An 18,597-nucleotide genomic window follows, 5' to 3' on the forward strand; every position below is an offset into this window, starting at 1 on the left:
GCTGCCGCGAACTGCGCGGTTGCCAGAACCCTACGCACGGGCACCGACAGTGCCGAACCCCGGCTCGCGCTTTGTGTCGGTGTTGCAACACTTGGCGCCCGCACCGGGGTCCGGGACGGTCATCGGCGAGGTCAGGCGATGCCGGCCTCCCGCATCTGGCGGAGTTCCTTCTTCATCTCGGAGACCTCGTCCCGCAGCCGGGCGGCGATCTCGAACTGCAGCTCCGCGGCGGCGGCGCGCATGCGTTCGGTCATCTCCTCGATCTGCTCGGCGAGTTCGGCAGCCGGACGGTCCGTGGGAACCGTCGCGCCCTTCGCGGACTTGGCGGCCTTGCCCGCCTTGGCCCCCTTGAGCGTCTTGTCACCGAGGGACGGGACGGGTGCCTTGGCGCCCTTGCCGTCCTTGGCCTTGCGGTAGCCGGACCCGAGGAGCTGCTCGGTGTCGACGTCCTCGCGGGCGATCTGCGCGACGATGTCGTTGATCTTCTTGCGCAGCGGCTGCGGGTCGATGCCGTTGGCCTTGTTGTACGCGACCTGCTTCTCCCGGCGGCGGTTGGTCTCTTCGATGGCCTTCTCCATCGCCGGGGTGATCTTGTCGGCGTACATGTGGACCTGGCCGGAGACGTTGCGCGCCGCGCGGCCGATGGTCTGGATCAGCGAGGTGCCGGAGCGCAGGAAGCCCTCCTTGTCCGCGTCGAGGATCGCCACCAGGGACACCTCGGGCAGGTCGAGGCCCTCACGGAGCAGGTTGATGCCGACCAGGACGTCGTACTCACCGGCGCGCAGCTCGCGCAGCAGCTCGACACGGCGCAGGGTGTCGACGTCGCTGTGCAGGTACCGGACCTGGATGCCGAGTTCCAGGAAGTAGTCGGTGAGGTCCTCGGCCATCTTCTTGGTCAGCGTGGTGACGAGGACCCGCTCGTCCTTCTCGGTGCGCATGCGGATCTCGTGCACCAGGTCGTCGATCTGGCCCTCGGTGGGCTTGACCACGACCTCCGGGTCGACCAGGCCGGTCGGGCGGATGATCTGCTCCACCGTGCCGTCGGAGCGGGACAGCTCGTAGGTGCCCGGGGTGGCCGACAGATAGACGGTCTGCCCGATGCGCTCCTGGAACTCCTCCCACTTCAGCGGGCGGTTGTCCAGGGCGGACGGCAGGCGGAAGCCGTGGTCCACCAGGGTGCGCTTGCGGGAGGCGTCGCCCTCGTACATGGCGCCGATCTGCGGAACCGTGACGTGCGACTCGTCGATGACGAGCAGGAAGTCGTCCGGGAAGTAGTCGAGCAGCGTGTTCGGCGGGGAGCCGGGCGACCGGCCGTCGAAGTGCATCGAGTAGTTCTCCACGCCCGAGCAGGTGCCGATCTGGCGGAGCATCTCGATGTCGTACGTGGTACGCATCCGCAGCCGCTGGGCCTCCAGGAGCTTGCCCTGCTTCTCCAGCTCGGCGAGGCGCTCCCCGAGCTCCTTCTCGATGTCGTTGACGGCCCGCTCCATGCGTTCGGGGCCGGCGACGTAGTGGGAGGCGGGGAAGATGTACAGCTGCTGGTCGTCGCTGATGATCTCACCGGTGAGCGGGTGGAGCGTGGAGAGGGCCTCGATCTCGTCACCGAACATCTCGATGCGGACGGCCAGCTCCTCGTAGACCGGGAAGATCTCGATGGTGTCGCCGCGCACCCGGAAGGTGCCGCGGGTGAAGGCCATGTCGTTGCGCGTGTACTGGATGTCCACGAAGCGGCGCAGCAGCTCGTCCCGGTCGAACTCGTCGCCGACGCGGAGGGGGACCATGCGGTCGACGTACTCCTGAGGAGTACCGAGGCCGTAGATGCAGGACACCGAGGCGACCACGACGACGTCACGGCGGGTCAGCAGGGAGTTCGTCGCCGAGTGGCGCAGGCGCTCCACCTCCTCGTTGATCGAGGAGTCCTTCTCGATGTACGTGTCCGACTGCGGGACGTACGCCTCGGGCTGGTAGTAGTCGTAGTACGAGACGAAGTATTCGACCGCGTTGTTCGGCAGGAGCTCGCGGAACTCGTTGGCCAGCTGAGCGGCCAGGGTCTTGTTCGGCGCCATCACGAGCGTGGGGCGCTGGAGCTTCTCGATCATCCACGCCGTGGTGGCGGACTTGCCGGTGCCTGTCGCGCCCAGCAGGACGACGTCCTTCTCACCGGCCTCGATGCGCTTGGCCAGGTCGGCGATGGCCGTCGGCTGGTCGCCGCTGGGCTGGTAGGGGCTGACGACCTCGAAGGGCGCCACCGTACGTTCGATGTGGGAAACGGGCCGCATGCCATCAACCGTACGACCCCCCACTGACAATGGGTTCCGGTCAGCGGTTCTGCGGGGTGCGGGAGCCGTGGTACTCGGGTCGGCGGACCGGCCTGCGGCCCTGGTGGAGGGCGGTGCGGCGGTCCGGGCGCGGGGCGACGGTGGCGGCCGGGACGCCCGGCTTGTCCTCGTCGGTCGTGCGGGCGGGGCGCCCCATGACGGTCAGCGGGTCGTAGACCACGACCACCCCCGCCAGGATCAGGAAGGCGAGCGGGCCGATCAGCATCGGCACGAGCACCGACGCCTCGGGGCCGCCTCCGGCGGCGGCGTGGTGGGTGCCGTGGAGCTGGACGCCGAGTGCCGCCATGCCCATGTAGTGCATACCGCTGACCGCGAGTCCCATGACGAGGCTGGCGCCCACGCTCCACAGCGCGCCGCGGACGTGCCCGGCGGCCCACAGCGCGGCGGTGGCCGCAACGACGCCGATGACGACGGAGGCGGCGACGGTGAGCGTGTTGTACGTGAAGTGGCCGTCGAACCGCACGCCCGCCATGCCCAGGTAGTGCATCGAGGCGACGCCCAGACCGGTGATCGTGCCGCCGGTGAACAGGGCGGTGCCGCTGGCACCCCGGTAGCCGACGATGAAGATCCCGACGCCGACCATGACGATGGCGAGAGCGAGGCTCGCGTAGGTGATCGGCTTGTCGTAGTGGACCGAGGCCTCCTCGATGGTGAAGCCCATCATGGCGACGAAGTGCATGGTCCAGATGCCGGAGCCGATCGCGGCGGCCCCGAGGGCCAGCCACGCGGGCCGCCGGGAGCGCGGGACCAGCAGGGACCGGCTGGTGCAGCGCAGGCCGAGGGCACCGCCCAGGCAGGCCATGAGGTAGGCCACCACCGGGGTGACGGCCCCGTAGCTGAATCCGTCGACCGTGCCTTGCATGCGCGGCTGCCCTTCCGCCCTGTTGCGTCCCGGAATACCGGCTGTGTGCCCCCGTCCCAGGACCGCGGGGGCGATCAGGGTTGTCGCAGAGAGTATGACCCCCACCGGAATGGTCGAACGATTTTCCGGCAAAGAAACACGCCCTTGCCCCACTTGTGCGGCACTCGTGAGCGCACTTGGACATCTCCATTCAATCTGTGGCCGTCGTGCACCCGCGTGCCGGTTACCATCTGCTGTCAGTCTGTTGCTGTCGGTATTCGCTCGACGCGAGGAGACTGCATGCACGCGCGCGTTGTCGCCGCCACGGCCGCCACGATCCTGGGGACGGGTCTGTCCCTGCTGAGTCCCGGCTCCGGTGCCCGGGCCGGCGAGGTGGGTGAGGCGGCCGAGCCGGGCGGGCCCACGGTGATCGCGCACCGGGGTGCCGCGGCCTACGGGCCGGAGAACACGCTGGCCGCGATCGACAACGCGGCGGACCTCGGCTTCTCCTGGGTCGAGAACGACGTCCAGCGCACCAAGGACGGCGAGCTCGTGGTGATCCACGACGACAGCCTCGCGCGCACGACGAACGTCGAGGACGTCTTCCCCGGCCGGGCGCCGTGGAAGGTGAAGGACTTCACGGCCGCCGAGATCGCCCGGCTGGACGCGGGCAGCTGGTTCTCCCCCGTGTACGCGGGCACGCGCGTGCCGACGCTCCGGCAGTACATGCGCCGGGTCGAGCACAACCACGAGAAGCTGCTCCTGGAGATCAAGAACCCTGATCTGTACCCGGGGATCGAGCGGGACACACTGAAACTCCTCGGCAACGAGGGCTGGCTGGACCCCGGCCATCTCGGGCGGCTCGTCGTGCAGAGCTTCAGCACCGACAGCGTGCTGGCCGTCCACGAGCTGAAGCCCGCGGTGACCACCGCCTACCTGGGCAAACCGGGCGCGGGACAGCTTCCCCGGTACGCCCGGTTCGCGGATCTGATCAACCCCTCGTACGGCTCGCTCACCCGTGGCTACGTCTCGGCCGTGCATGCCTTCGAAGGGCCGCACGGCAGGCGGCTCGGGGTGTTCGCATGGACGGTCGACGACGTGGACAGCGCCCGCAAGGTGGCCGGTTACGGCGTCGACGGGATCATCACCAACAAGCCCGACGTGGTGCGGTCGGCGACCGGCGCGGACTGAGCCGGGCGGCGTTGTCAGTGACGGGTCGTACCGTGGGCGCATGGACAGCCATGGGCAGGATGAGCAGCGGGTCGTGTGGGCGGTCGTCGGCAGCGACATCGGCCCGCTGATGCTGGCGGCGACCCGGGAGGGCCTGGTCAACGTCGTGTTCCACGCCACCGACACGGTGCGTGACCGGGCTCTGGAGCGGCTGGCGGCCCGGCTGGGCGGCGAGCCCGTCGAGGACCCGGACTCGCCGCTGCTGGCCGAGGCGATACGCCAGCTGCGGGCGTACTTCGCCGGCGACCTCCTGGATTTCGATCTGCCGCTGGACTGGTCGCTGATCTCCGGGTTCAACCGGCAGGTGCTGCGTGAGCTGGCGTCCGGCGTGCCGTACGGCGCCGTGGTGGGGTACGGCGATCTCGCCGGGCGCGTCGGGCAGCCGGGCGGGGCGCAGGCGGTCGGCGCCGCGATGGGCGCCAATCCGCTGCCGTTGGTGGTGCCGTGCCATCGGGTGGTGGAGAGCGACGGTGGTATCGGGGGGTTCGGAGGCGGACTGGAGACCAAGCGGAAGCTGCTCGCCCTGGAGGGCGTGCTGCCCGAGCCGCTCTTCTGAGGCGGCTAGTCGTCGTAGTGCCGGGCCTCGAAGACGTTGCCGTCGGGGTCGCGGAAGTAGAAGTTGCGGGTGGCGTCGCCCCGCGCGCCGGACGAGTGGCGCCCGATGTCGCTCATGGGCACGCCGTGCTCGTGGAGGCGGGCACGCAGGGCGTCGAAGGCGTCGGCGGGCAGGGCCAGGCACACGTGGTTGACGGGGTGGCCCGCACTGCCGGCCGAGCCGGGCAGCATGTTCATGCGGTCCGCGGCACTGTGCGGGGCGAGGTCGAGGATCGTCTCCTCGTTGACGCGCACGGACGGGAAGGTCACCTTCCCCTCGGCGAACTCGGCGACCCGTAGGGCTTCGAAGCCGACGGCCTCCTCGTAGAAGGCGGCGGATGCCACCGGATCGGCCACCCACAGGACGACGTGGTCGAGTCGTGTGCTGCTGTTCGTCATGCGACCAGGCTGGTGGCGTGCCCCACAGGCCGCAAGCGTTTAACGGCGGTCGGCGCCCGCCAGAGATGAGGAAGGACGACGGACAGGAGGCGGGCGCGTGGTGCTGGTGGTGTCTGAAGAAGTCCGGGAGGCGATCGTCGGGCGACGGCCGGTGGTGGCCCTGGAGTCCACGATCATCGCGCACGGTCTGCCGCGCCCACGGAATCTGCAGGTGGCGCTGGAGCTGGAGGACGCGGTGCGGCGCGAGGGCGCGGTGCCCGCGACGATCGCGGTGCTCGACGGCCGTCCGCTGGTGGGCCTGGACAAGGAGCAGCTGGAGCGGGTCGCGAACGAGGAGGACATCCGCAAGCTGGGCCACCGTGATCTGCCGCTCGCCGTGGCGGTCGGTGCGAGCGGGGCGACGACGGTGTCGGCGACGGCGCAGCTCGCCGCGCTGGCGGGTGTACGGGTGTTCGCGACGGGTGGTCTGGGCGGTGTGCACCGGGAGTGGACGGTAACGCAGGACGAGTCGGCGGACCTGGGGCTGCTGGCCCGCACACGGATCACCGTCGTGTGCGCGGGCGTGAAGTCGATCCTCGATGTGCCGGCGACCCTGCAGCGGCTGGAGACGCTGGGCGTGGCGGTCGCCGGGTACGGCACGGATCGCTTCCCCGGCTTCTACCTGGCCGACTCGGGGCATCCCGTCGACTGGACGCTGGACAGCCCGGAGCAGGTCGCGGGCGTGATGCGGGCCCAGGACGCCCTTGGCGCGCCGGAGTCGGCGCTGATCGTCGCCAACCCCGTACCGGAGACGGAGCAGCTCGATCCCGGACTCCACGCGCGCGTGCTCACCGAGGCCCTCGCCGCCTGCGCGGAACGGGGAGTCACCGGGCAGGCGGTGACGCCGTTCCTGCTGGACCACCTGGTCCGGCACACGGACGGTGCTTCCCTGAGCGCCAATCTGGCGGCGGTGCGTGGAAACGTACGGCTGGCGGCGCGGATCGCCTCGGCGTGGGCGCGGGGGTGACCTCGGGGCAGCGGCACGGAGCGCTGCTGGTCGTCGGTGACGTGGTCACCGACGTGGTCGCCCGGCACGTCGGACCGTTGACGGCGGGCACCGACACGGCCGCCGTGATCCGCACGCTGCCGGGCGGCGCGGGGGCCAACGTGGCCTGCTGGGCCGCGCACGCGGGCTGCGCCGACGTACGGCTGCTGGGACGCGTGGGCGCCGACGCGGCCGAGTGGCACGAGCGGGAGCTGGCCGCCGCCGGGGTGCGAGCGCGGCTCGTGGTCGATCCGGAGGCGGCGACCGGGACGGTGATCTGCCTGGTGGACACGGGAGCGGCGGCCGAGCGCACGTTCCTCACGGACAGCGGTGCCTCGTTGCGGCTCGAACCCGCCGACTGGTCGGAGGAGCTGCTGGACGGGGTCGCCCGGCTGCATCTGTCGGGTTATCTGCTGTTCAGGGAGTCCAGCCGGGCGCTCGCCGAGAGAGCCCTGGCGGCGGCACGCGCGCGTGGTGTGCCGGTCAGCCTCGACCCGGCGTCGGCGGGCTTCCTGGTGGAGCTGGGGGTGGACCGGTTCCTGGCCTTCGCGGAGGGACTGGACGTGCTGCTGCCCAGCCGGGACGAGGCCTGCCTGCTGACGGGGCTGCCGGACCCGGCGGACGCGGCGGCGAAGCTGAGCCGGCTCGTCCCGCTGGTGGTGGCCAAGGCGGGTGCGGACGGTGCTTTGGTGGCCCGGTCCGGCACCGTGGCCGCCCGGGTGCCGGCCGCGTCGGCGATTCCTCGGGACACCACGGGCGCCGGTGACGCCTTCACCGGCGCGTTCCTCGCGGCCCTGGTCGCGGACGCCGCCCCGGAGGACGCGGCGGCACTCGGGTGCCGGGCAGGAGCGGAGGCGGTAGGACGGGTGGGTGGCAGACCGCCGTGCCCGGGGAGCGACGGGTAGGGGCCGGCCCTTCGCGGCGGGCAGGTGGGTAGGCGTGCAGGGCTACTGGTCCCCCTTTCCGCACACGGCGGCAGGTGCCTGCGCCACACTCCCCTTGTGAACACCGGCGCAGGGGCGGCCGTCGGCAGACGTGCGACGGCGGCGCGACCGTGTCGGCGGCACCGACCGGACATGCCGGCGCCTGCGGCTTGCGGTGCCGGTGCCGGTGCTGGTGCCGGTGCCTACGGCTTCCGGCCCCACGCCGAGATCATCGGGGCGGTGACCAGGTCCATGTCGCCGGCCTCGACGTTGGCGAGGTGCTGGTCGATCTCCTCGTCGGTGGCCAGCCCTGCGGCGATGAGCCCGCCCCGGATCTGGCGGACGGTAGCGGCTTCGAGGGCCGTGCAAGCAGGGGAGGCCACGGGGAAGTAGGCGTCGGCCTCCACCTCGCGCAGCCCCGCCTCGCGGAGCAGGCGCGGCAGCTTGCGGCCGTAGGCCAGGTCGGCGCCGCGTTCGGCGAGCAGCTTGCGGAAGCCCTGGCGCAGCCGGTTGGCGAGCCGCTGCGCGGGACCGTGCTCGTCGGGGCAGATCAGGGGCTGGAGCGCGGGGTCGGCGTCCTCGATCAGCAGGCGGCCGCCAGGACGCAGAGCCTGGATCATGGACCGCAACGCCCTTTCGCGGTCGGGCACATGGACGAGGACGAGCCGGGCGTGGACGAGGTCGAAGCCGTCGCCCGGCGGTTCCTCGGCCCCGACGTCGTGCACGCGGACGTCCACCGGCGGTCGGGCCACGCCGGCGAGCCGCGTGGTGTCGATGTCGGTGGCGACCACGGTGCCCGTCGGGCCCACCCGCTCGGCGAGCCAGGAGACGACGGAGCTGCCACCGGCCCCAACTTCCCAGCAGCGCCAGCCGGGGCGGACGCCCAAGCCGTCGATGTGCCGGAAGGTCGTGGGGTCGAACAGGTCGGCGAAGGCGTCGAAGCGCCGGCCTGCCTCGCTCTGCCGGTTGTCGAGGAGGTACCCGTCGGATTGCGTCATGCCGCGATCATCCCAGTCACCCGGCTTGTCCCGATCGGCCGACCTGTCTGGCCGGCTGTTTCGCGAGGGTGAGCATGCCGAGGTGAGCGATGGCTCACATCCGTGTTTCAGGGGAACCGAGTTGAGCAGGGGTTCGACACTCCTGGCATGGATGGTGCCCAGGTGAGCGCCGGTTCGGCCGGTGATCCGCGGCTTCCGTCCACAGGCGGGAACCAAGCGGAACTCGCCGTTCCCACAGGCTTGCCCGCCCTTTGCCCGCAACTGGCAGACTTGCCGGGCAAAGACGCGCAAGCGTCACGCAAGGAGATCCACACGAGGAGATCCAATGTCCATGGCAGGGAATCTGCGGAAGGTCACACGGCTGGACCGGGTCGGTGGCCTGCGCAAGGTCGCGCGGCTGGCCAGGCGGCGGCCTCGCGTCGACCTCAGCCATCCCGCCCGGTCGCCGCTGGGCTCCTCCGTGGTGAATTGCGTGATGTACCAGGACGGCGCGCGGGTGCCGGAGTGCGCCGACCTGGAGGACGCCGTACGACTGGTGCGCAAGAGGGGCGACGGGTTCGTCTGGCTGGGGCTGCACGAGCCGACGGCCCGTGAGTTCGCGGGGATCGCCGAGCTGTTCGACCTGCATCCGCTGGCGGTGGAGGACGCGGTCGAGGCGCACCAGCGTCCGAAGCTGGAGCATTACGGGGACACGCTCTTCGCGGTGTTCAAGACGGTCTGTTACGTGGAGCACGAAGAGCTCACGGCGACCAGCGAAGTGGTGAACACCGGCGAGATCATGGTCTTCGTCGGCGAGGACTTCGTCGTCACGGTGCGCCATGGCATGCACGGCTCCCTGGGGCCGCTGCGGGAGGAACTGGAGTCGGATCCGCAGCAGCTCGCCAAGGGGCCGGCGGCGGTGCTGCACGCGATCGCCGACCACGTCGTCGACGACTTCCTGAGCGTCACGGACGCGGTGCAGGCCGACATCGACCAGGTCGAGACGGAGGTGTTCTCGGAGATCGGCGCGCGACTGGACCCGGGCCGTATCTACCAGATGAAGCGCGAACTGCTGGAGCTCAAGCGGGCGGTGGTACCGCTGGGCCGCCCCGTGGAGGATCTCGCCACCCGGCCCATCCGGGTCGTGGCCCCGGAGATACAGGCGTACTTCCGCGACGTGCTGGACCATCTGATACGGGCCAAGGAACAGATCGCCGCGTTCGATGAACTCCTCAACTCCATTCTGCAGGCGCACCTGGCGCAGGTGACCGTCGCGCAGAACGAGGACATGCGGAAGATCACGGCGTGGGCCGCGGTGATCGCCGTGCCGACCATGGTGTGCGGGGTGTACGGCATGAATTTCGACCATATGCCGGAGCTGCACTGGCAGTTCGGCTATCCGCTGGTCATGGTCGTGATGGCGGGGGCGTGTCTGGCGCTGTACCGGGGGTTCCGGCGCAACGGCTGGCTCTGACGGCGATGCCGCGGAGAGTCCGGCTCCGCTGGGGGGCTCCGGGTCACCCGCCCCACGCGGGATGGCGAGGGTCGTCGGCCCGGACGAGGACGTCCGCCGTGCCGGCCGGATCCGTCTCGGCCTCGTACCGCTCGAATGCGGGGAGCGTCCAGTGGTCCGCCTCGGGAGTGCGGCGGCGCAGGGCGCCCGGAGTGAGGAGGACGTGCACGGTCAGGTCGAAGGGGAACCAGTGGCGCAACAGGAGGGGGCCGTGGAGCAACAGGATTCCGCCGGGCGGAAGCTGGGTGTAGGGGCTGCGGGTGGCCCGGTCGGTGGCCGGGTCCCACAGGTCGGGCAGGACACGGCCGCTGCCGCCGGGATCGAGCGGGCCGAAGACCTCGCGCCACAGAGCGGCGGTGTCGAACCATCCGCTGTAGTAAGACTCCTCGTCCCGGCGGCCGTGTTCCAGGCGCAGCGAGGCGGGGCGCAGGAAGCCCTCGGTGCCGACGACGAGGGAGGGCCGGCCGCGCACCCGCAGCGCCTCGCCGACCCGCTCGGCGAGATCCCCGGGCCGGGCGGCCGGGGCTCCGTCGAAGCCGACTCGCAGCCAGGCTCCTCCGTCGGCCGGTGCCAGTCCGGCCAGCCGGTCGGCCAGCTGATCGGCGAGCCGGTCCCACGTGATCGCTTCGAGTCGCACAGAGCCCATGATGCCGGGTGGGCCCGAAGACCGGAGACGGCGGGCGTCGGCGCCTGACCTGAGCAGGGTCCCGGCGGGAGGAGGGCGCGGGTGCCTGTCTCCGGCCGGCCCTCGCCTGGTCGGCCGCCGGCGGCACCGCTTGGGCGGGCCCAGCAGGCGGCGGGTACGGCGTTCGGTCGGACGGTGGCGGGCCGAGCGCGACCGGGGAGGGACGCGTCGCTGACGCAGGGGCGAGAGGCGGCGGGCCAAGCGCGGCCCCGAGGAGAGACGCGTCGCTGACGCAGGGGCGAGAGGCGGCGGGCCGAGCGCGGCCCCGAGGAGAAACGCGTCGCTGACGCAGGGGCGAGAGGCGGCGGGCCGAGCGCGGCCCCGACGAGGGACGGGTCGCTGACGCAGGGGCGGGTCGAGAGGCGGCGGGCCTAGGACGGCCCGGAGAGGGACACGGGGGTGGTGACGGGGAAAGTACCGCGTATGGCCCTTCCCACAACTCCCCACTCCCCCGGTCGTCTTGTCGCCGTTCAGCCGCTGAAGCAGAAGCGGTGTGCCGCTTGCCTCCGTGGTCCGCTGTCGTTGTTGGTGCTGGAGGACGGGGCACCCCGTTGCCTGGTCTGTGCCGACCTCGGGCACCTGGTGTTCCTCCCGCGCGGGGACACCGCGCTGACCCGCAGGTCGCGGGAGGAGAGCGGGCTGTCGGTGGTGGTCGTCCGCTACAACCGGCGCAAGAGCCGGTACGAGCGGCAGGGCGTGCTCGTGGAGGAGGCCGCTCTGGCACGGGCCGAGGAGCGCTGCCTGGCGGATGCGGAGGCGCGGCGCCGGCGCCGGGCGCGGGACGCGCGGCGCAGGGCGGCGGAGGACGACCGGTTCGCGGCGGCGTTCGCAGCCGAGATTCTCCGGCTGTTCCCCGGCTGCCCGGTGGATCGGGCCCGGGCGATCGCGGCGCACGCGTCCCTGCGGGGCAGCGGGCGGGTCGGTCGCAGCGCCGCCGGGCGGGCGCTGACCGAAGGGGCGGTGATCTCGGCGGTCGTGGCGGCGGTGCGGCACGTGGACACGCCGTACGACCAGCTGCTGATGAGCGGGGTCGGGCGGTTCGAGGCTCGCCGCCGGATCGCCTCGGCCGTGGACGGCGTGCTGCGGGGTTGGCAGGGGGCCGGGGAGGACGTGGGCTGAGGGGGGCGAGCAGCGACAGGGAGGGGAGGCGGTGCGCGGTAGTGCCGGACGGAGGTGGTGCGTGCGACTCACGGTGGGCGGCCTATGGACGCTTGCGTATGGCGCCGCGTTCCTCGGCCATGGTCGGCCGCTTGCCGCGCGCATTCACTGGAAGTGATGGAGATGCCGGGCTTCCGGGCCCGGTGGAACGACAAGGGGGTGTGGAGATGATCGACGGGCCGTACTTCGTCCTGGTGGTGCTGGGGGTCCTCGGGACCGGGCTGGTGGCCGGCGTCTTCTGCGGGTTCTCGACGTTCGTGATGCGGGGGCTCGCCGCGCTGCCGCCCGCGCAGGGGGTCGCCGCGATGAAGACGATCAACGTGGCCGCGGTGCGACCTGCCTTCATGGCCGTTTTCATGGGTTCGGCGGTGCTGAGCGTGCTGATAGCCGTGGTGACGTTCGTGGTCTGGCCGGGCGAGGGGAAGGTGGAGCTGCTGCTGGGCAGTGCGCTGTACCTGGCCGGCTCCTTCGGGCTGACGCTGGTCGCGAACGTGCCCCGCAACGAGAGGCTGGCCCGGATGACCGCGGGTGCGCCGGAGGCCGCCGTGTACTGGCCGGTGTACGTGCGCGAGTGGACGCTCTGGAACCACGTCCGGATGGTGGCGTCCGCCGCGGCGGCCCTCGTCTACGTGCTGGCGCTCACGTGACAACCCTTCCGGGACGACATCAGTGGCGGAGAGGCGTCCGGTCGTGTGCCGGGCGGCTCCTCGGCGGGGGCCGGCCGCCGCTCTGCGCGGCTGTCGGGGCGGACGTATCGTGGCCGCAAGAGTGCCGCCCGATGACGCACGGCCCGCCGTACATCCGGTGCCCTCCGGTGCCGGTACGCGAGGAAGACCGCCATGGCCGATCCCAAGGGGTTCATGACCACGCCGCGCCAGGAGTGGGCGCGGCGGCCCGTCGAGGAGCGGGTGCGGGACTGGGACGAGGTGTACGTCCCGGGAGCGCTGCTGCCGATCATCAGCAAGCAGGCCGACCGCTGCATGGACTGCGGTGTCCCGTTCTGCCACGACGCCTGCCCGCTCGGCAATCTCATCCCCGAGTGGAACGACCTGGTCTCGCGGGAGGACTGGAAGGCGGCGAGCGAGCGGCTGCACGCCACCAACAACTTTCCGGAGTTCACCGGCCGACTGTGTCCGGCGCCCTGTGAGGCGGGGTGTGTGCTGGCGATCAACCAGCCGGCGGTCACGATCAAGAACGTCGAGTGTGCGATCGCCGACCGGGCCTGGGAGGAGGGCTTCACGCCCGCGCGGCCTCCCGAGCGGCTGTCGGGCAGGACGGTCGCGGTCGTCGGGTCCGGGCCGACGGGTCTCGCCGCGGCGCAGCAGCTGACGCGGGCCGGGCACACGGTCGCCGTGTACGAGAAGGACGACCGCATCGGCGGGCTGATGCGCTACGGCATCCCCGAGTTCAAGATGGAGAAGCGGCATCTGGAGCGGCGGATCGCGCAGATGCTGGCGGAGGGGACGAAGTTCCGTGCGTCCACGGCGGTCGGGCGGGACATCTCGGCGGCGGATCTGCGGGCGCGGTACGACGCGGTGGTGCTGGCCACGGGGGCGACGGCGTGGCGGGAACTCCCGGCGCCTGGCAGGGAGTTGCACGGGATCCATCAGGCGATGGTCTATCTGCCGTTGTCGAATCGGGTGTGTGAGGGGGATCTGGAGGTCTCACCGCTGTCGGCGGCCGGGAAGCACGTGGTGATCGTGGGCGGCGGGGACACGGGGGCGGACTGTCTGGGCACGGCGGTGCGCCAGGGGGCCGCGTCCGTGACCCAGTTGGACATCTACGCGCAGCCGGGTGCCGAGCGCGACGAGGACGTCGAGCCGTGGCCGACGTACCCGAAGGTCTACCGTCTGTCGGCCGCGCACGAGGAGGCGAGGGATCTGCGGACGGCGCCGGCGGCGGACGCGGACGCGCGGCTCTTCGCCGCGTCCACGCTCCGCTTCACCGGGGACGCGGAAGGACACGTGCGGGAGCTGCATCTGGTGGAGGTCGACGCACGGCGTGAGCCGGTGCCCGGGACCGACCGGGTGCTTCCCGCGGACCTCGTGCTGCTCGCGCTGGGGTTCAACGGGCCGGACCAGGAGGACGGCCTGGTCGACCAGCTGGGGCTGGTGCTCCAGCCTCGCGGCACCATCGCGCGGGACGACGGTTTCGCCACCAACGTCCCCGGGGTGTTCGCCGCGGGGGACGCGGCGCGCGGGCAGTCGCTCATCGTGTGGGCGATCGCGGAGGGGCGGGCGGTGGCGGCGGCCGTCGACCGCTACCTGATGGGCACGTCGCAGCTTCCCGCGCCGGTCGCTCCGGGCGACCGGCCGATGCGGGTGTGAGTACGGCACCGAGGTGCTGGATTCGGCTCATGCCCTGGGCGAGGGCCCGGCCGAACCGGGCAGGGCGCGGGGTCAGCGTCGCTCGTCCGTGCCGGCGACCTTGCCCGTGGCCAGGGCCACGCGGTTCCACGTGTTGATGGTGAGGATCAGGGCGAGGACGTGGGCCAGTTCCTCCTCCTCGAAGTGCGCGGCGGCCTCGGAGTAGACGGTGTCGGGGACGCCCGCGTCGGCGACCAGGGTCACCGCCTCCGTCAGTGCCAGGGCCGCCTGCTCCTTCGGCGTGAAGAAGTGGCGGGCCTCCCGCCAGACGGCGACCATGTGCAGCCGGTCCTCGCTCTCGCCGGCCTTGCGGGCGTCGTTGGTGTGCATGTGCAGGCAGTAGGCGCAGTGGTTGAGGTGCGAGGCGCGGATCTGGATGAGTTCGACCAGCGCGGGGTCGAGCCCCGAGCGGGCGGCGACGTCGAGGCCGACGATGGCCCGGAAGACCTTGGGGGCGGCCTTCGCGAAGTCCAGGCGGGTCCGGGCGGCCTCGGCCGCGGCGATCCCGGCAGTGGCGTCAACAACGGGGGGGGCAACAGCGGGGGTGGTTCGGGCAGTTGCGGTGGTGTTCGTCGTCATGACTTCAAATTAGGCCGTGCAAAGACCGGCTGTAGGGTGCATTTCCATGACGGAATCGTGGGTCAATTCCGCGGAGCGGATCGGGGTCGATCTGCACCTGGAACTGTCGGGACCGGGCGGGCGACGGGCCGCGCTGACCAGGGCCCTGCGGGAGGCGGTGCGCAGCGGGCGGCTCGCGCCGGGCACCCGGCTGCCGCCGTACCGTTCGCTCGCGGCCGACCTGGGCGTCGCCCGCAACACGGTGGCCGACGCCTATGCGGAGCTGGTCGCCGAGGGCTGGCTGACCGCCCGGCAGGGCTCGGGGACGCGGGTCGCGACGGGCGTGGCTCCCTTGGGACGGCCGGGACGACCGGGACGACCGGGACGACCGGGGAAGCCGGAGCCGAGGCGGACCGCCGTACTGACACCGATGGCCACGCCGTCAGGCGGTCGTGGGCCGCGGCACGATCTGCGGCAGGGGTCGCCGGACCCGTCGGCGTTTCCGCGTACGGCCTGGTCCGCCTCGTACCGGCGGGCGCTGCAGGCGGCACCGAGCGAGGCGTTCGGGCCGGGTGACCCGGCCGGGCGGTGGGAGTTGCGGGAGGCGCTGGCGGAATATCTGGCACGCGCGCGTGGGGTGCGTACCGAGCCGGGCCGGATCGTCGTCTGCTCGGGTTTCGCGCACGCGCTGCGGCTGCTGTTCGGCCAGGGGGCGGGCGGGGTGCTGCGCGGCCCGCTGGGTGTGGAGGCGTACGGGCTGGACTTCCACCGGGGGCTGCTCGCGACGGCCGGGGTGCGGACGGTGCCGTTGCCGCTGGACGAGCACGGGGCGCGGGTGGAGGAGCTCGGGCGGGAGCGGGCCGTGCTGCTCACGCCGGCGCACCAGTTCCCGACCGGCGGCCCGCTGCATCCGGAGCGGCGGGCAGCGGTGGTCGACTGGGCCCGCGCGCAGGGGGCGGTGGTGCTGGAGGACGACTACGACGGCGAGTTCCGGTACGACCGCAGACCCGTCGGCGCACTCCAGGGCCTCGATCCGGAGCGGGTGATCCACATCGGCTCCGTCAGCAAGAGTCTGTCTCCGGCGCTGCGGCTCGGCTGGATGATCCTGCCGGAACACCTGGTGGGGCCGGTGCTCGCGGCGAAGGGCGAACGCGAGGGATGGGCGAGCGCGCCGGACCAGCTCGCCCTCGCCGACTTCATGCGCTCGGGGGCGTACGACCGTCATGTGCGGCGTATGCGGCAGCGGTACCGTCGCCGGCGTGACCGGCTCGTCGCGGCGCTGGCCGCGCAGGCGCCGCACGTGGAGGTGACGGGGATCGCGGCCGGGCTGCACGCGGTGCTGCGGTTGCCGCCGGGCAGCGAACGGTCCGTGGTGAAGGCCGCCGCGTGGCAGGGAGTCGCCCTCGACGGCCTCGCAGCGTTCCGGCATCCGGAGACGCGGATGCCGCCGTCCGACGGCCTGGTGGTCGGGTACGCCGCACCGGCTGAACACGCGTACGGGGCGGCGCTGGACGCGCTGTGCGCGGCGCTGCCACCGGCGTGAGAGCGGTTCGGGTCCACCAAGCCCTGGGGGCCGTCCGGCTCTCGGCTCCCGGCACCTCGGAATGTGCCGAGCCCCGCCGGTCCCCGCCAACCCCAACGGCACGAGGAGGAGTTGAGCTCGATACAGAAACGGTTCAGCAAGAGGCGTCCGTGACCCCGGACTCAGGACAGCAGGAAGTCGGCCTCGCCCGCCTTGGCGCCTTCGATGAACGCGGTCATCTCGTCAGAGGTGTAGATCAGCGCCGGACCGTCGGGATCGGTGGACTGGCGCACGGCGATCCGGCCGTCGGCGAGCTTCATCGCCTCCAGGCAGTTGCCGCCGTTCCCGCCGCTCCAGGGCTTGTGCCAGCCCTCGCTGCCCAACTCCCGCGCGGGCATGCCGTTGTAGACGTGTCCGCGCGGCTTGATGCGATCCATTCACAGCTCCTTGCGGAGATCCCGGAGAATCTCCTTCGTGCGTTGCGCCGTAGCGGCCTGCGCCGCCATGCGGTCCATGACCTCCAGGTGGGTCGCCACCTCGGCGCGCGCGTCCAGGTAGACGGCGCCGGTCAGGTACTCGCTGTAGACCATGTCCGGCAGTTCTGACATGGCGAATCGGAACAGCACGAAGGGCCCGTACGTCCCCGGGTGCGGCCCGTTGGCGAACGGGGCGACCTGGAGCGTCACGTTGGGCAGCTTCGTGGCCTCGAGCAACTTGTCGATCTGCGCGCGCATCACCTCCGGGCCGCCGATCGGGCGGCGCAGGGCGGTCTCGTCCATCACCGCCCAGAAGCGGGGGGCGTCCGGACGGGTGAGCAGTTCCTGACGTTGCATGCGCAGGGCGACATGGCGCTCGATGTCGTCCGGGCTCGTCTGGCCGATGGCGCCGGACTTCAGCACCCCGCGCGCGTAGTCCTCGGTCTGGAGCAGGCCGGGGACGAAGTGCGGCTCGTAGGAGCGGATGAGGGCGGCCGCACCCTCCAGGCTGACGTACATGGAGAACCAGCCCGGCAGGATGTCGTGGAACCGCTGCCACCAGCCGGGCCTGTTGGCGTCCTCGGCCAGCTGGACGAAGAGTTCGGCCTCGTCGTCGGGGACGCCGTAGGCCTTCAGCAGCAGTTGCAGGTACGGGATTTTGAGGGAGACCTCGGCCATCTCCATGCGGCGGACGGTGGCGGGGGCGACGCGGAGCACACGGGCGGCCTCCTCGCGCTTCAGTCCGGCGCGTTCCCGCAGGTCCAGCAGGCGCCGGCCGAGGACCACCTGGCCCACCGTCGGCGCGGACCGCGGCTCGCTCACGCTCCCACCTCCACCGAAAGCCTCCACCGAAAGTTCCACGACAGCCCTGCGGCGCCATTCGAAGATTCATTCGGAGACCGGGTCGGCTCTCCGATGACTCCAATTGGCGCCGCTCGACGTGCTGTTGCGAGCAGTGTGCCACGGCGTCTGACCGAGTCACACAGCACTCTGCAATTTTCAGAGTGATACTTGCCAAGTGTCCATGGCGGGGAGATAGTGGCAGGCGTGATTCCGTCCGCGCCCTTAGGAACAGACGCCGCCGCCGCAGACCGTTCCGGTCTCGGTGACGCGACGGGAGCGACCCCTCCGGGGGGTGCTGCCCAGCGCCGGTTCCGCTTCGAGCTGGCCGCACATCCGGGTTCCGTCGCTCAGGCGAGACGGCTCGCGCACGCCCGGCTGACCGGCTGGTCGGTGTGCGCGGACACTTGCGACAACGCGGCTCTGGTCATATCCGAGCTGGTCACCAACGCGATCGTGCACACCGCGAGTACGCATGTGGTGTGCGAGCTGCACGACCACGACGACATGGTGCGCATAGCCGTGGGCGACGAGGGCTGTGCTCCCGGCGATCCCCACCCGTCCCCGCAGCGCCCCGACGAGGAGCACGGGAGGGGACTGCTTCTCGTCGACGCCCTGTGCCGGTCCTGGGGTGCGCACGAGCAGGGTTCCGGGCTGCTGGTCTGGGCGGAGCTGGCCCGCGGCTCGGAGCCGATTCCCGGCACCGAGACCGGCACCGGTACCGGTATCGACGCGGCCTCCGGGCGGGACCCGGCCCACGGGACGGAAGCGATCTCCGGCACGGGCGCGCCGCGCGGCACCGCGGAACCGTGCAACGACCTGGGCTGGGGCGCTCGGCCGAAGCCCGGCCGCCCGGAGGACTCCGGCGACGACGACCCGGCCGAGGCACACCGCCACACCCCCGCCCACTCCTGGCACCGCACCGCGGACCAGCCGCCGCACCGGACCCCGGAGCAGCACGGCCACGGAAGCCAGGGGGGCCCGCACCAGCACGGGCACGGCGGCAACGGCACCCCGGAACAGCGCCGGCACGGGAACCTCGAGCCGTACCGGACCGTGAGCCCCGAGCAGCACGGGTACGGAACCCCTGACCAGCACCGGTACCGCGCGGCCGAGCAGCCCTCGCATCCGGCGTTCGAGAAGCACCGGCAC

17 protein-coding genes and 1 pseudogene are annotated in these 18,597 nt (G+C 71.8%); 10 read left to right on the forward strand and 8 right to left on the reverse strand.

Annotated elements, in window-relative coordinates:
• Nucleotides 1–131: 131 nt before the first annotated feature.
• Nucleotides 132–2,279, reverse strand: a complete 2,148-nt coding sequence (uvrB, locus tag N8I86_RS10955; RefSeq protein ID WP_073892646.1) for an excinuclease ABC subunit UvrB — start codon at nt 2,277–2,279, stop codon at nt 132–134.
• Between the two features lie 40 nt (nt 2,280–2,319).
• Nucleotides 2,320–3,201: an MHYT domain-containing protein gene (locus tag N8I86_RS10960; RefSeq protein WP_263277671.1), complete on the reverse strand. Its 882-nt coding sequence runs from the start codon at nt 3,199–3,201 to the stop codon at nt 2,320–2,322.
• A 279-nt stretch (nt 3,202–3,480) separates the two neighbouring features.
• On the opposite strand from N8I86_RS10960, the gene N8I86_RS10965 reads away from it, so the two are divergent.
• Nucleotides 3,481–4,371, forward strand: coding sequence for a glycerophosphodiester phosphodiesterase (locus N8I86_RS10965; protein WP_073892650.1), 891 nt, complete (start codon nt 3,481–3,483; stop codon nt 4,369–4,371).
• A 40-nt stretch (nt 4,372–4,411) separates the two neighbouring features.
• Nucleotides 4,412–4,966, forward strand: coding sequence for a methylated-DNA--[protein]-cysteine S-methyltransferase (locus tag N8I86_RS10970; protein ID WP_263277672.1), 555 nt, complete (start codon nt 4,412–4,414; stop codon nt 4,964–4,966).
• A 5-nt stretch (nt 4,967–4,971) separates the two neighbouring features.
• Here N8I86_RS10970 and N8I86_RS10975 read toward each other — a convergent pair whose 3' ends face one another.
• The gene (locus N8I86_RS10975) at nt 4,972–5,403 is read right to left on the reverse strand and encodes a VOC family protein (protein WP_123438255.1); all 432 of its coding nucleotides are present in this window, start codon (nt 5,401–5,403) and stop codon (nt 4,972–4,974) included.
• Between the two features lie 97 nt (nt 5,404–5,500).
• Between N8I86_RS10975 and N8I86_RS10980 the strand changes: the two genes are divergently transcribed.
• Entirely contained in the window at nt 5,501–6,409 is a 909-nt protein-coding gene (locus N8I86_RS10980; protein WP_263277673.1) for a pseudouridine-5'-phosphate glycosidase, read from the forward strand.
• Complete coding sequence (locus N8I86_RS10985; RefSeq protein WP_263277674.1) at nt 6,394–7,332, forward strand: carbohydrate kinase family protein; 939 nt, start codon at nt 6,394–6,396, stop codon at nt 7,330–7,332. Before N8I86_RS10980 ends, N8I86_RS10985 begins: the two co-directional genes overlap by 16 nt.
• Before the next feature lie 221 nt (nt 7,333–7,553).
• Here the strand turns inward: N8I86_RS10985 and N8I86_RS10990 are convergent, their stop codons facing one another.
• The gene (locus N8I86_RS10990) at nt 7,554–8,348 is read right to left on the reverse strand and encodes a class I SAM-dependent methyltransferase (RefSeq protein WP_263277675.1); all 795 of its coding nucleotides are present in this window, start codon (nt 8,346–8,348) and stop codon (nt 7,554–7,556) included.
• Nucleotides 8,349–8,673: 325 nt separating this feature from the next.
• Here N8I86_RS10990 and N8I86_RS10995 point away from each other — a divergent pair, with 325 nt between their 5' ends.
• Complete coding sequence (locus N8I86_RS10995; protein WP_073892662.1) at nt 8,674–9,801, forward strand: magnesium and cobalt transport protein CorA; 1,128 nt, start codon at nt 8,674–8,676, stop codon at nt 9,799–9,801.
• A gap of 43 nt (nt 9,802–9,844) precedes the next feature.
• On the opposite strand, the gene N8I86_RS11000 is transcribed toward N8I86_RS10995, so the two are convergent.
• A complete protein-coding gene (locus N8I86_RS11000) occupies nt 9,845–10,477 on the reverse strand; it encodes a nucleoside/nucleotide kinase family protein (protein ID WP_263277676.1) in 633 nt (210 codons plus the stop codon).
• A gap of 471 nt (nt 10,478–10,948) precedes the next feature.
• On the opposite strand from N8I86_RS11000, the gene N8I86_RS11005 reads away from it, so the two are divergent.
• The 3 genes from N8I86_RS11005 to N8I86_RS11015 all read left to right on the forward strand — a co-directional run bounded on the left by N8I86_RS11005 (nt 10,949) and on the right by N8I86_RS11015 (nt 14,010).
• Complete coding sequence (locus tag N8I86_RS11005; protein ID WP_263277677.1) at nt 10,949–11,644, forward strand: DUF2293 domain-containing protein; 696 nt, start codon at nt 10,949–10,951, stop codon at nt 11,642–11,644.
• A 206-nt stretch (nt 11,645–11,850) separates the two neighbouring features.
• On the forward strand, nt 11,851–12,330 hold the full coding sequence (locus tag N8I86_RS11010) for an anthrone oxygenase family protein (protein WP_263277678.1): 480 nt from the start codon (nt 11,851–11,853) through the stop codon (nt 12,328–12,330).
• Between the two features lie 192 nt (nt 12,331–12,522).
• Nucleotides 12,523–14,010 carry a glutamate synthase subunit beta gene (locus N8I86_RS11015; RefSeq protein WP_073892668.1) on the forward strand — a complete coding sequence of 496 codons (1,488 nt, stop codon included), beginning with the start codon at nt 12,523–12,525 and terminating at the stop codon, nt 14,008–14,010.
• A 72-nt stretch (nt 14,011–14,082) separates the two neighbouring features.
• Here N8I86_RS11015 and N8I86_RS11020 read toward each other — a convergent pair whose 3' ends face one another.
• The gene (locus tag N8I86_RS11020) at nt 14,083–14,628 is read right to left on the reverse strand and encodes a carboxymuconolactone decarboxylase family protein (RefSeq protein ID WP_263277679.1); all 546 of its coding nucleotides are present in this window, start codon (nt 14,626–14,628) and stop codon (nt 14,083–14,085) included.
• 46 nt (nt 14,629–14,674) lie between these two features.
• Between N8I86_RS11020 and pdxR the strand changes: the two genes are divergently transcribed.
• On the forward strand, nt 14,675–16,150 hold the full coding sequence (pdxR, locus tag N8I86_RS11025) for a MocR-like pyridoxine biosynthesis transcription factor PdxR (protein ID WP_263277680.1): 1,476 nt from the start codon (nt 14,675–14,677) through the stop codon (nt 16,148–16,150).
• A gap of 161 nt (nt 16,151–16,311) precedes the next feature.
• Here the strand turns inward: pdxR and N8I86_RS11030 are convergent, their stop codons facing one another.
• Nucleotides 16,312–16,566, reverse strand: coding sequence for a DUF397 domain-containing protein (locus N8I86_RS11030; RefSeq protein ID WP_073892674.1), 255 nt, complete (start codon nt 16,564–16,566; stop codon nt 16,312–16,314).
• Complete coding sequence (locus N8I86_RS11035; RefSeq protein WP_073892676.1) at nt 16,567–17,427, reverse strand: helix-turn-helix domain-containing protein; 861 nt, start codon at nt 17,425–17,427, stop codon at nt 16,567–16,569.
• Nucleotides 17,428–17,643: 216 nt separating this feature from the next.
• On the opposite strand from N8I86_RS11035, the pseudogene N8I86_RS11040 reads away from it, so the two are divergent.
• Nucleotides 17,644–18,336: pseudogene (locus N8I86_RS11040) on the forward strand (ATP-binding protein); the annotation flags it as partial.
• Nucleotides 18,337–18,597 lie beyond the last annotated feature (261 nt).

It is taken from the genome of Streptomyces albidicamelliae (genome assembly GCF_025642175.1).
Lineage (GTDB): Bacteria > Actinomycetota > Actinomycetes > Streptomycetales > Streptomycetaceae > Streptomyces > Streptomyces albidocamelliae.

What these genes read in the sequence shown, in the direction of transcription:
- N8I86_RS10960 (WP_263277671.1), bottom strand. Translation starts at nt 3,201, where the DNA reads ATGCAAGGCACGGTCGACGGATTCAGCTACGGGGCCGTCACCCCGGTG.
- N8I86_RS11020 (WP_263277679.1), bottom strand. Translation starts at nt 14,628, where the DNA reads ATGACGACGAACACCACCGCAACTGCCCGAACCACCCCCGCTGTTGCC.
- N8I86_RS10965 (WP_073892650.1), top strand. Translation starts at nt 3,481, where the DNA reads ATGCACGCGCGCGTTGTCGCCGCCACGGCCGCCACGATCCTGGGGACG.
- N8I86_RS10970 (WP_263277672.1), top strand. Translation starts at nt 4,412, where the DNA reads ATGGACAGCCATGGGCAGGATGAGCAGCGGGTCGTGTGGGCGGTCGTC.
- uvrB (WP_073892646.1), bottom strand. Translation starts at nt 2,279, where the DNA reads ATGCGGCCCGTTTCCCACATCGAACGTACGGTGGCGCCCTTCGAGGTC.
- N8I86_RS10990 (WP_263277675.1), bottom strand. Translation starts at nt 8,348, where the DNA reads ATGACGCAATCCGACGGGTACCTCCTCGACAACCGGCAGAGCGAGGCA.
- pdxR (WP_263277680.1), top strand. Translation starts at nt 14,675, where the DNA reads ATGACGGAATCGTGGGTCAATTCCGCGGAGCGGATCGGGGTCGATCTG.
- N8I86_RS10975 (WP_123438255.1), bottom strand. Translation starts at nt 5,403, where the DNA reads ATGACGAACAGCAGCACACGACTCGACCACGTCGTCCTGTGGGTGGCC.
- N8I86_RS11030 (WP_073892674.1), bottom strand. Translation starts at nt 16,566, where the DNA reads ATGGATCGCATCAAGCCGCGCGGACACGTCTACAACGGCATGCCCGCG.
- N8I86_RS11015 (WP_073892668.1), top strand. Translation starts at nt 12,523, where the DNA reads ATGGCCGATCCCAAGGGGTTCATGACCACGCCGCGCCAGGAGTGGGCG.
- N8I86_RS10995 (WP_073892662.1), top strand. Translation starts at nt 8,674, where the DNA reads ATGTCCATGGCAGGGAATCTGCGGAAGGTCACACGGCTGGACCGGGTC.
- N8I86_RS11010 (WP_263277678.1), top strand. Translation starts at nt 11,851, where the DNA reads ATGATCGACGGGCCGTACTTCGTCCTGGTGGTGCTGGGGGTCCTCGGG.
- N8I86_RS11005 (WP_263277677.1), top strand. Translation starts at nt 10,949, where the DNA reads ATGGCCCTTCCCACAACTCCCCACTCCCCCGGTCGTCTTGTCGCCGTT.